The organism is Celeribacter persicus, assembly GCF_003050785.1.
Classification (GTDB): domain Bacteria; phylum Pseudomonadota; class Alphaproteobacteria; order Rhodobacterales; family Rhodobacteraceae; genus Celeribacter; species Celeribacter persicus.
Genome location: NZ_QAOH01000027.1, coordinates 1 through 12,186, shown reverse-complemented (window position 1 = coordinate 12,186; position 12,186 = coordinate 1). Strand labels below are relative to the sequence as shown.

The 12,186-nt window shown below is 59.2% G+C and carries 9 protein-coding genes; 1 reads left to right on the top strand and 8 read right to left on the bottom strand.

Annotated features, from left to right (window positions below; genetic code table 11):
• Positions 1-8: 8 nt before the first annotated feature.
• The 8 genes from C8N42_RS18970 to C8N42_RS18930 form a co-directional block, all read right to left on the bottom strand.
• Entirely contained in the window at positions 9-491 is a 483-nt protein-coding gene (locus C8N42_RS18970; RefSeq protein WP_009573623.1) for a c-type cytochrome, read from the bottom strand.
• A 121-nt stretch (positions 492-612) separates the two neighbouring features.
• The gene (locus tag C8N42_RS18965) at positions 613-2,973 is read right to left on the bottom strand and encodes a copper-transporting P-type ATPase (protein WP_009573624.1); all 2,361 of its coding nucleotides are present in this window, start codon (positions 2,971-2,973) and stop codon (positions 613-615) included.
• A gap of 65 nt (positions 2,974-3,038) precedes the next feature.
• The gene (locus C8N42_RS18960; RefSeq protein WP_009573625.1) at positions 3,039-3,929 is read right to left on the bottom strand and encodes a ribose-phosphate diphosphokinase; all 891 of its coding nucleotides are present in this window, start codon (positions 3,927-3,929) and stop codon (positions 3,039-3,041) included.
• Positions 3,929-5,443: a thymidine phosphorylase family protein gene (locus C8N42_RS18955; protein ID WP_066707498.1), complete on the bottom strand. Its 1,515-nt coding sequence runs from the start codon at positions 5,441-5,443 to the stop codon at positions 3,929-3,931. Before C8N42_RS18955 ends, C8N42_RS18960 begins: the two co-directional genes overlap by 1 nt.
• Positions 5,440-6,825 (bottom strand): MBL fold metallo-hydrolase RNA specificity domain-containing protein, encoded by a 1,386-nt coding sequence (locus C8N42_RS18950; protein WP_066707496.1) that lies wholly within the window; start codon positions 6,823-6,825, stop codon positions 5,440-5,442. Before C8N42_RS18950 ends, C8N42_RS18955 begins: the two co-directional genes overlap by 4 nt.
• A gap of 33 nt (positions 6,826-6,858) precedes the next feature.
• Positions 6,859-7,920, bottom strand: coding sequence for a YncE family protein (locus tag C8N42_RS18945; protein ID WP_066707494.1), 1,062 nt, complete (start codon positions 7,918-7,920; stop codon positions 6,859-6,861).
• A gap of 682 nt (positions 7,921-8,602) precedes the next feature.
• Positions 8,603-10,783, bottom strand: a complete 2,181-nt coding sequence (locus C8N42_RS18935; protein WP_009573630.1) for a protein-disulfide reductase DsbD family protein — start codon at positions 10,781-10,783, stop codon at positions 8,603-8,605.
• A 251-nt stretch (positions 10,784-11,034) separates the two neighbouring features.
• On the bottom strand, positions 11,035-11,331 hold the full coding sequence (locus tag C8N42_RS18930; RefSeq protein ID WP_066707491.1) for a DUF2933 domain-containing protein: 297 nt from the start codon (positions 11,329-11,331) through the stop codon (positions 11,035-11,037).
• 163 nt (positions 11,332-11,494) lie between these two features.
• On the opposite strand from C8N42_RS18930, the gene C8N42_RS18925 reads away from it, so the two are divergent.
• The gene (locus C8N42_RS18925; protein ID WP_107818044.1) at positions 11,495-12,013 is read left to right on the top strand and encodes a L,D-transpeptidase; all 519 of its coding nucleotides are present in this window, start codon (positions 11,495-11,497) and stop codon (positions 12,011-12,013) included.
• Positions 12,014-12,186: the final 173 nt, after the last annotated feature.

Below are 12,186 nucleotides of genomic sequence, written 5' to 3'. Positions count from 1 at the left end.
CTGACGCTTCAGTCGTGATCCTCCTCACCCATTTGGTGCATCATTTCTTCAATCTTTTCGGGGATGTCGCCGGCAGAGAATGCCTTCTGTTCTTCGGAATCGTGAACGAACGCGATGATATCGGCAAGCTCCTGACCTGTGAATTCAATTTGCCCGCCGAGCTCATCCTCTTGGGCAGCGACCATCGCCGGCGCGCCGCGCCACATTCGGGCGGCAAATTCAAACGGGTTCATTGGCAGGTCCATATACGCTGCATCAAGGGCGGGGGCATCCTCGCCTCCGACCCCGTTGATAGAATGACAAACGACACAGCCTTTCGAGGCGAACAGCGCACGCCCCTTGGCTGCATCCATGTTTGGCAGGAACAGTCCGGAGCTCATCATCTGACTCATCGCCCCATTATCTGTCATATGCCCGCTGTCTTGGGCGCCGACTGGCAGCGCCCACACCACAGCAATGGCTAAGATCATCTGTCTGGAAATGTAGGTCATTTTGGTCTCCTTGGTTTGCAGGTGATTGTCTGAACGCTGTTGCCCCTTCTCCGGCGATGGATTGTACCCAATACTGTTTATTGAACGGTCTGATGGACCTCGCGATCGTTCTTGTTTCCCCTCAAATCTGCGCGCGCCGTAGCCGAAGGGAGTTTAGGACGACCGAGATTGAGGAAGCGCTCATGGCAAAGGCCGCAAACATCGGACTGATCAAGATCCCGAGGAATGGGAACAAGATCCCCGCAGCGACGGGCACGCCCGCAGTGTTGTAGATCAGAGCAAAGAACAGGTTCTGGCGTATGTTCCGCATGGTCGCGCGGGCGAGTTTGCGCGCACGCACGATACCGTCGAGGTTCCCTTTGACGAGCGTGAACCCTGCGCTCTCAATGGCCACATCGGCGCCGGTGCCCATGGCAATCCCGACATCGGCCTGAGCCAGGGCAGGTGCATCGTTGACACCGTCGCCGGCCATGGCAACCTTGTGCCCCTTGGCCTGAAGTTCCTTGATGATCTTCGCTTTGTCTTCCGGCATCACATCGGCGCGGATCTCGTCGATGCCTAGACTGGACGCGACGGCCCTAGCGGTACGCTCATTGTCTCCCGTCGCCATGATAATACGGAACCCAAGTGCGTGCAGTTCCTTCAGGGCGGCCGGTGTGGTCGCCTTTACCGGGTCTGCGACGCTGACAAGACCGGCAACGTCATTCTCGACGACGACAAACATAACCGTTTCGCCATTATCCCGACGGGCATCCGCCTTGTCCCGAAGCTCTGCTGCATCAAGTCCGAGGTCAGTCAGGAGTTTCACGTTGCCGAGCGCCACTACCCGCCCGTCCACCGTGCCTTTGACGCCCTTGCCGGTGACCGCCTCGAAGGCGTCGGCTTTTGCCAGGTCGACGCCACGCTCTTCAGCACCGCGTACGATGGCTTCCGCGAGAGGATGCTCGGAGCCGCGTTCCAGCGATGCGGCAAGCCGAAGCACTTCTACCTCATCGTGACCCGGTTCAGGGTAGACGCCGACAAGTTTCGGCTTGCCTTCCGTCAGCGTGCCGGTCTTGTCGACGATCAGGGTATCGACCTTCTCGAACCGTTCCAGTGCCTCTGCATTCCTGATCAGGACACCCGCCTGCGCGCCGCGCCCCGTCGCCGTCATGATAGACATCGGTGTCGCAAGGCCGAGGGCACAGGGACAAGCGATGATGAGAACGGCAACGGCCGCAATAAGAGCATAGGAAAGGGCCGGGACCGGGCCCCAAATGGCCCAGCCAATGAAGGCCAGCACGGCGATGCCAATAACTGCAGGCACGAAATATCCGGAGACCTTGTCGGCGTATTTCTGGATCGGCGCGCGAGACCGCTGCGCATTGGCCACCATCTCGACGATTTGGCTCAGCATCGTGTCGGCGCCGACGCGCGTCGCCTCCATGATCAGGCTGCCGGTTCCGTTGATCGTGGCGCCCGTTACAGGGTCTCCTCCGACCTTTTCTACAGGTACCGGCTCGCCCGTGATCATGCTTTCGTCAACTGAGGACCTGCCTTCGACGACCATACCATCGACCGGCACCTTGTCACCGGGTCGCACACGTAGTCGGTCGCCGACCTGGACCTGTTCCAATGGAACCTCTTCCTCGCTTCCGTCGTCGCGGATAATACGTGCCGTCTTGGCGGCCATATCCAGAAGAGCACGGATCGCCTTGCCAGTGCCTTCGCGAGCGCGCAGCTCCATCACCTGTCCCACAAGGACCAGCGTGACGATCACAGCCGCCGCCTCGAAATAGACGCCGACATGCCCTTCGGCATCCCGGAACCCATCGGGGAATATGCCCGGTGCCAGGACGGCGATGATGCTGAACAGCCATGCGGCGCTTACACCCATGGCAATGAGACTGAACATATTGAGGTTCCTTGTCCGGAACGAGTTCCAGCCACGAACAAGGAAAGGCCAGCCGGACCAAAAGACAACGGGTGTCCCGAGCGCGAGTTCGACCCAGAGGGTGACGCGTTCTCCGAATATCTCGCGCACCCCGCTCAGGCCAAGATAGGGGCCCATGGTCAGCACAAGGAGCGGTACGGTCAAAATGGCCCCCACCCAGAAACGACGGCTGAAATCCACAAGCTCCGGGTTCGGGCCTTCCGCTTCCATGGCGGCCGATTCCAGTTCCAGCCCCATACCGCAGATCGGACAAGACCCGGGATGCGTCTGGCGCACCTGAGGGTGCATCGGACAGGTATAAACCGGGCCAGTGTAGTCGTTGGGAACCGAGTCCAAGTGGTTTGGCTCCACCGCGTCGCCCGTGTGCTGATGATGGGCGTGGTGTTGCGAGGGCTCGCCCTCCGGCACCAGATGCATCTGGCATTTCGGGCAATCTCCCGGTTCGGCGCGGCGTACCTCGGGGTGCATCGGGCAAGTGAAGACCGTGCCCGCGTAGCCAGAAGGAACTTGATCGTCAGATCCGTTGGCATGTTCGTGATGGTTGTTCATTCGGGGATCCTTTCCCGTATTTCTAGCTCATTGCCTCAAACCTAATTCTTCCAGTAACTGGAAGGTCAAGTGGCGCATTGAGCAACTTTCATTTCTGTCGCTAACAGCTCGCCGACGCAGACTGCGTTCGTTGAGTGTGGAATCGTATCGGTACTGACGATCCGCGCGGCACCGGCATGGCGGATTGCTTCCTCTGCGCCGTGTGCGAAAACCGCGTGGATAATTACGCAAGTCGCAGGTCGGGCACCGGCCTGCTCGAGTTGTTCGAGCGTTCGGATCAGCGTGTGTCCGGACGAGGCGATATCATCGAGGATCACGGGTGTCCCCTGTCGGAAAACGGCGCTGCCCGGCAGGCTGATCTCGACCTGCCGATCCCCGGAGCGATGTTTTGTCAGCACTTCGTAGGGGCGTCCGGCGAGCCTGGCGACTTCAGCCACCCATTGCTGGCTTTCGCTGTCAGGCCCAAGGAGCACGGCCTCTGGAACGTTCGCCGCAATCCAGTCGGCCAGCAGAGGGGCTGTGGCGACACGATATGCGGGAATGCGGAACAGCGCTGAAAGGCTCGGGTTGCGATGCAGATGGGGGTCAGCGGTCATCACCCAGTCGAAACATTCATCAAGAAATCCCGCGAAGATCGGGGCGCTCACAGCTTCGCGTGGATGAAACCGCTTGTCCTGGCGCATGTAGCCAAGATAGGGCGCGACCAGCCCCACACGCGCGGCCCCAAGTTCGCGCGCCGTCAGAGCTGCGAAACGCAGAGGCAACGCCAGCCGATCAGGATCGCGCAACGTGGCGAGGAAGGCGATTTCGCGTCCTGCAGGATCGCCGCCGAGCTTCACGAGGGTTTCACCATCGGGAAAATGGTGCAAGTCCACCGGCTGGATTTCGGCACCGGATGTCGCCGCCATTCTGCGCGCCAATGGCTCCATGCCGGGAAAGGGGGCGATAATGGTCATCAGTTTGCCTCCTCAATTGTGCAAAGTCCCAATTGCGCCTCGGCATAGGAGCGGGCGTATTCCAGTTCTCCCAGCGTTTCGGCGTGGATCTCGAACAGCGGCTTGCCAAATTCGATATGGTCACCGATCTGGACCAGAAGGCGCAGCCCTGCGAGCTGCTGCCGCGGTGCGCCGGCGAGTTTCGCTGTGCGCGCGATGCGACGATTGTCAATCGCAATGAGGCGCCCCGCCGTGCGGGAGGTGATCACCGCATGATAACGCGCCTCACCGGGCTCAGTGAAACCGCCTTGTGCATCGCAAATCGCCATGAACTTCGCCTCGGCAGCGCCGCTGTCGAGCAGCTGTGCGGCCACCTTTCGCCCGCCCGCGCTGCCCGTCTCGGGGACAAGGTCCAGCAGCGCTCCAGCGATGTCGAGTGCACGGTCGCGCAGGTCGACAGGGAAGTTCTCGTTGCGGCGTAGCACGGCAAGGACATCTTGGGCTTCAAGTGCGGGTCCAATTCCGCGGCCGACAGGTGCAGTCCCGTCGCTTTGATGGATCGAGAGCGTCAGGCCGATGGCCTTGCCAACGGCGCGGAGCCGCTCTGCCAGCGCAGCGGCGGTTTCCGCCGAGCGGACCTTGGCCGTTGGTCCGACGGGCACATCGATCAGCACGCGCTTCGCACCGACCGCAGCCTTCTTCGACAAGACGCTCGCCACCAGCTGTCCGTCGCTGTCGAAATCGAGTGGCCGTTCAATCCGGATCAGAACATCGTCCGCAGGGCTGAGAGCGAGGTTGCCCCCCCAAACGATGCACCCGCCCTCAGCCTCGACGACGCGTCTCAACGCGGGGATGTCGAGCGAGACGGGAGCCATGACCTCCATCGTGTCGGCCGTGCCTGCGGGGGAAGTGATCGCGCGAGAAGAGGTCTTGGGGATCATCAGCCCCGCCGCCGCGATGATCGAAACGATGATCGGCGTGGTGCGGTTTCCTGGAAGCCCCCCGACGCAATGCTTGTCGTAGATCTCGGCGCCGCCCCAATCCAGCGTTTCGCCCGCCGCCTGCATGGATCGGGTCAGTGCGATGGTTTCCGCAATCGAAAGCCGGTCGCCCGCGCAGGCGGTGATGAAGGCTGCCAGATCGAGATCGGAGAGACGATGATCGAGGACGTCACGAATGATTGCGTCGAACCTTTGCTGCTCAAGGGTTTCTCCATAGACCTTGGCGCGGATCGCTGAGACGGAGTCCGGTGGCTCCGGGTGCGTAAAACTTGCCCGGTCCCCCGGTTGGGGCTTCAGGGCGGCCCAGGCTTCTTCCGACAAGGCGGCAGTGTCGTCGGGCAGCCAGTCGCCATTGGTCAACACGTTCAGCGTGGCAATCACCGACCTGTCGCCGAGCGTGACCTCGATCCGGGTCAGGGCTGCGAAGCCTTCGGCGCGGCAGACGTGGCAGTCTTCGCGCATGAAGACAACGGGTTGCCGGTAAGTGTCGATCCCCGCGCGGGACAGGGCGAGCGTATTGTCGATTTCTGTCATTTTGGATTGTCCAGCCGGATCGTTTCGAGGTGTTCGGGGGCGCGGGCAGGCCAGCCGAGTTCATGTTCGATCCGCCAGCGCAGCCGGTCCGAGGCAGAAGGTTCGCCGTGAGTCACATAGGTCATGCGCGGCGCGCGATCCGACGCGCGCATCCAGGCCAGCAACTCTTCGGCATCGGCATGTCCGGAAAAGGCTTCGAGCTGGATCACCTCTGCCCTGATCGGGAAATCTCGACCGAACATGCGCAGACTGTCCGCGCCAGCGGCCAGTGCCGCCCCGCGGGTACCGCCAGCCTGAAAGCCCGACAGCAGGATTGCGTTGCGCGGGTCGCCGCCGAAGCTGGCGAGGTGATGCAGGATCCGCCCGCCGGTCAACATGCCGCTCGCCGAAATGATGATCATCGGGCCATGCTGCGTGTTCAGCTTCTTCGACTCCTCGACCGAAGTGACCCGCTTGGCGATCTGGAACATCGCAAGGCAATCCTCCCAGGCAACGTGATGTTCTTCGTGATGGCCGTGGTAGATTTCGGTCGCGTCGATCGCCATTGGCGAGTTGAGATAAACCGGCACATATGGGATCTCGCCGCGGTTTTGCAGGCGTGCAATGTGATACATAAGCCCCTGCGCGCGCCCAACCGCGAATGAGGGGATGAGAACCGTACCGCCCCGCCCGAAAACACGTTTCAGGATTGGCAGAAGCTCTTCCTCCGCGTCGATGGCTGCGTGATGGCGATTGCCATAGGTGGATTCACAAACCAACACGTCCGCACCTGAGAACGGTTGTGGTGGTCGCATCAGTGCGTCGTTCTGTCGGCCGAGGTCGCCACTGAAGTGGATTGTCCTTCCCGGCAGTCTGATACGGATCTGCGCCGCACCGAGCAAATGGCCCGCCGGGATGAACTCTGCGGATATTCCGTCACCAACATCGATTGTGCTGTTGAAGGGAACTCTGTGCAAATGCTCAAGCGCCGCCTGAGCATCTTTCAACGTGTAGAGCGGCTTGGGGTTCTTGTGCTTGGAGTATCGGTGCCTTTTGGCAAAACGTGCCTCCTCTTCCTGGATATGGCCGCTGTCCGGCAGGATCAGGCCGCAGAGTTCCTCCGTCGCTTCGGTACACATCACCTTCCCTCGATACCCGCCGCGGATCAGCGCAGGCAGATAGCCTGAGTGATCGAGATGCGCGTGCGTCAGAAGTACGGTGTCAATGGTGGAGGGGCGTACCGGAAACGCCTTGCGGTTGCGGTCCCGCAGCGATTTGAAGCCTTGAAACAAGCCACAATCAACTAGAATGCGGCGATCCCCGGTTTCAATCAGATAGCGCGATCCGGTTACTGTTCCGGCGGCTCCCAGAAAACGAAGTGTTGGGCGAGTGTCCTGTGCCATGATCCTGTGCCTTTCATTCCCATCGGCAGCCCTTCAGGGAAGCGCCACCATCTGATGTCCTTCTCCTTCGACAGAAACTGTTTCACGCGTTTGCAGTGAGCTGGTATCGATGAGCCAAACCACGGGCTCTGCACGGCTTGAGACATAAAGGATGTCGGAGCCTGGAATTACCGTCAGGTGGTAGGGTTCTGGTGCAAGCGTGGCTGTGCGCACTTCCCCGGTAGCGAGTGCAACTGAGGCGAGTTTGTCCTCTCCCCTACCCGCGACGAACAAAGTTGCCCCATCATTTGACAGCCCCAGTCCATGAATCTCGCCGCCAATTTCGAAGGTCCGCAGCTTTTCACCGGTACTCAAAGACAGTTCCAGAACCTGACCTGCGTCCGCGTCTGCCACAAAGAGTCGATCAGTTTCGGGCGAAACCGCCGTATGTTCCGGGGTGTCACCTGCAATGAAGTTGCGACGAACGATACCCCGCGACAGGTCTACTTCGCTGATCGTTCCGTTACCGGTGTTGGAGACGTAGACGAGATTGGGATCAGTTCCGAACGCTGCATAGTTCGGCATCGATCCAGTCGGGACAAATGCCGTCATGCCGAAAGTCGCCAGGTCAATCACCGATATTCCGTCACCTGCCGGATGGGTCGCAACGGCAAAGCGTCCATCAGGGGAAACTGCCGTATGATGTACGGCACCCGGCACCTCTATCCGACGCAGGATATCGCCACTTTTTGCGTCCAGAATCGAGAGAAGACTGATCCCGGCATCGGGTGGCCCCATTGGCGCGGCCTTTGGTGCGTGGTGCGCGGCGTGATCGTCTGCAGACACGGTGGAGGGCTTTTCTAGCGCCGCGACATCCTCGCGCGGGATCTCCGAATAGCTGCCGGCGACCAGATACGGCACGCCGGGTGCGCCTGCGAGACCGTGGACCGCCTCGACATCATTGATCCGACGCAGGACTTTTCCAGTCTCCGCCTGAACCATCAGGACTGAATTGGCGCTGCCCTCTGGAATGAAGACCGTAGGCGGAGCGGCCAAAGCTGGTGCTGACACGAACAAAGTGGCGAGCGTATAGGCGATGCGGGGCGACATGTTCATTTTTGGAACCTTTATCTGGTCGAGATCATGCGGTGGCCGTGGCGAGGGCAGAAAACCGGCGGATCCACGGTTAATAGGAGCGAATGAAGTGAGGAGCGCGGTCAGGCAGAATCCGGACATCCAGACTACGAGCCTGTCGAAAAACCTAAGCGTCACGATTGGCGTAAAAGCCGAAAGGGAGGCGCTTCGCTACCTCGCTGACTGGAATGCTCAGAAGAGAATGGGGACGTGTATGAATTCGTCATCGGCGAAAGACGCCGATTGCCGCCACGACATTACCATTCGCGTGCTACGGTTCGAAACTACTGCGCTGACAAGCCCGTTAGGGATCAGAGCAGCGGCGCAACCGGGATGAATTCCGCAATCCGCGTCCAGAATAACGTGGACGGAGGAATTTGCGTCGGTGACCTGAACAATCTGCGTCTCTAACCCGGCAGGCTCGCCCTCATGCGCATGCAAACCATCGGCAATGAGACCGAAAAACAAGGCTCCGATCAATATCAGGACGAAGCTGACGCGAATACGCGACACTCTTCTGACATCGATATGTGGCCTTGATCGCATGATTTGAGTCCTTCCTAGGTGATTATAACACGCTATCCAGATGGTGTGGTTGATCTAAATCAGGGCGTTAAATGCTGCCTGACTCGGCGTCCTTGATGCGCAGCTTAGGCGAAATTACTCAGTCGGCACTTTGCTCCAAAGTGTTTCCAAATCTGGAAACCTTCACATCGTCCTCGATGAGCGTTGCTTGAGCGGCCCCCGGACGCGCCGCGTGCAGAGCAGCAAGAACATCCTGAGTCGACAATATTTCAGACAGGATAATTCCTTCGGGAGCAGACGGCCCATAAACCGCGTTGAATGGAATGCCGTAACGGTTGTTGGTCTCCAAAAAACGGGTGATCGCGTCATCTGGGCGGGTCCAGTCGGCCAGCATCGGCGTGACACCAGAGCTGTTCAATGCCGAAAGAACCGGGTCGCGTTCAAGAACGAGCGCCTTGTTGGCTTTGCAGGTCAAACACCAATCGGCGGTTACATCGACAAAAACGACCTCTCCGCGTGAAACCCGACGGGCAATATCGCCGCGGTCAAATGTGACCCAGGCAATTTTTCCTGCTTGGGCATCGGGTGCGGCGGGTGTTGCCAAGAATGGCGCGGCCGCGACCGCGAGTGCCGCCAGCGCCAGCCCAAAGGGCCAGCGAAGAGATCTTGGCACCCAGGGCGATGCCGCTATGAAGAGCATAACCGCACCGAGAGATGCAACTGTTAGGGCCGCGCGCGATCCAGCAACGCCGAGCAGAACATAGAACAGCCATGCCGCGGTACCCATCAGGAGGATGCCAAGGCCGGCTTTCAAGGCGATCATCCAGCGGCCGGGCTTGGGCACGAACCGAACAACGTTCGGCACGATGGCCACCAACAGATATGGGCTGGCCAGACCTAACCCGAGAAAGGTGAAAACGACAGCGATGTCTATCACCCGCCCCGCAAGTGCGAATGCGATAGCTGTTCCAAGAAACGGCGCGGAGCAGGGAGTAGCCATGACCGCCCCGAAAAATCCGGTGGCAAAATCCGCTCCATAACCGGCCGTACCTCCTGCTTTCATCAACCGCGTTGTCAGGGCGGCTGGCAAAGAGAATTCGAACAGTCCAAACAGGTTTGCGGTGAACAGACCAAGGATCAGGAGCATCAGAACCAGGAACGTTGGGCTCTGGAACTGGAGCCCCCAACCGACGGCAACGCCAATCTTTTGCAATGCGAAGAGAACAGCCGCGAGTGCCCACATAAAGACCATGACTCCGGCGGCGGCGGCCAAGAAGCCTGCCCTGACTTGGGCATTGCCGCGTCCTTCGGATTTCAGGGCAGAAGATAACTTGATCGACAGAACAGGAAGCACGCAAGGCATGGCGTTCAGGATCAAGCCCCCAAGAAAAGCGATGATGGCGATCCAGATCACTTGATCAATGCCGGGGACCACCCGATCAATACTGAAAGGGGGAGTTGGGGCGGTTGTTGCCCGATCTGGCGTGACGGTGAGGGCGTGATCCGGCCCGTCCGTCACGGTTACCCGTGGCGGCGCGTCTGTATCTGCCATGTAGGCAAGAATTGGGAATTCAGCCCAAAGCGTTCGCCCGCTTGCCCCAAGGCGAATGTCGGGCTTCCCCAACGTGTTGCCATCACCAATTTCAGGAAAGACGTCCGGGGTTTTGAAGGCAGTCGTGGCAGCTATTTCTATCGTTAGGCGGGTGAAATCATCGTTTATATGGGATGTGGCGGCGGTCACGCCTGCCGCTCCTCCTTCCGCCGGAACGCGTGCGAGAAATGCCCCGATACGATTAGCCGAGACTTGATCGATTGAGTTCCCCTGAGGCAACGAAAGTGCCAAGTCAAAATCCTGGGGGACACAAACTGCTGAGCAGGTCAAGAGCTTGACGTTTGCTCTGAGTTCGACAGGTTCCCCAGGATCCTTCAGGGTGATCTGAAGTGGAAAGACAACCTCATCATGATAGCCGAAGTTTTCGATGCCAAAGGCAGTGAACCGCTCGGGCGCAGGCCATAGGAAATCAACGCCCGCGACATTCGTCGACCCGCTCCAGTCGATCTGTGGCGGAATGCCAACCTCGCCAGGCGAACGCCAATAGGTTTTCCATCCGTCAGCAAGGTTCAGATCCAGACCGGCGGAGAGCGTTTGAGCTTCGGCGGAAACGGCATCCTCGGCGGAGATCAGCCGCGCTTCCACCGCAGTGACCTTGTGGGCGACTGATACCTCGGCCGTTGCAGCAAAGGGGATCAAGAGCCAGAACATTGCGGCAGCGAGGGTACCGCAGAAAGCAAGACGGATTGGCGAGCGCCAGATGGTCATCGCACTATCTCCAGGCTTTGAACTTGAGTGGCAACAAAGCCTGATCGGCCGTTTACACAATCCAACTGGCCCACACCGTTGGAGATAGGCCCTGCCAGACGACATCCATTGGGCAGCTCCAGCTCTGGTGACTTTGTCGACAAAGTTGGCGGCGGGTTTGTCGGGCACAGGACTGGTCCGCCGGAACAAGCGCTCACGAAAATCGCTCCCAAGAAGACAGTCGCCAGCCGCGCTCTTGTTCTCATTTCGACTTACCGCCGGACGGCGCTGTCGGTCATATCTTCAATCGGCACTGGCTGGGGGGCGGTCTGCTTGTGCTCTTTGCTTCCATGGCATGAACGCCCCATCATCTTGTGCATCACAAAATGGGCGCCAACGCAGAGCACCAGAGGCGCAAAGACGGTAGCGTTTGCCCAAAGGCCTGCGACGGTGCCTCCGCCAATCAGGAAAGCTGCGATGGGTAGAAGCATGACAGCACAGCAAGCCATCATGCCCCAGTGCATCAACTTTCCGTGGCGATTGCCACCTGACTCGCTATCCTCTTGCATGGAATCCACCTCTGATTTTGGTCAACGCATCCTGTTTAGCTTGATCTCCCGCTGGAAGGTCAAGGATACACTTCGATACAAATCTTGCGGCCTGTTGCGGTTGAGATTCAGCCCCATCTGAGCAATGCCTGTCTCGTCCAATTGAGTAACCAAGGACGAACAAATGGCAGAGAGACCGAGTTTGAACAGGCGGAGCCTGATTGCAATTTCAGGCGCATTCTTGATGACCCCCCACACTCTTCGGGCGGAAGAGGCTGGTGTGGTAAGACGCAATATCTCGTCGTTCGTTCTCCACAATTGGCGTGATCACTTTGACCGTCTCGGGAAGGGCATCATCATTTCGGATACTGTCACAAAGGTGCTCCAACACTGGACAGAGGATGAAGAGATGCGGATTTACCCGACCTCTGTTCCCTTGACTGATGAATTGACGAAGCGCGGGTATACAGAAGTTGTCGAGAAACGGGAAAATCCAAGTTGGGCGCCGACCCCTTCAATGCGGGAACGCAATCCGGAATGGCCAGCCTATGTGCCTGGAGGAGATCCCTCCAATCCTCTGGGAACGCGTGCGCTCTATCTGTCGTGGCAATACTACCGGATCCACGGAACCCAAGACACGCGGAAAATCGGGCGTCGATCATCAAACGGCTGCATCGGGTTAGTGTCCGCGGACGTGGTGTAATTTCTGCGCCTTCAACGGTGTAATGCCGGGTGGCCATCGAGGTGTATGGTCGGGTGGAGTTTCAACGCTTCAACCACGAACCACACGGAGACCCCGATGACCAAGACCAACATGGACCTTTCCGAACTTCTGGCCAAGCAGGACGGCGGCGATTTTCTTCGCGCAGTCGCCGA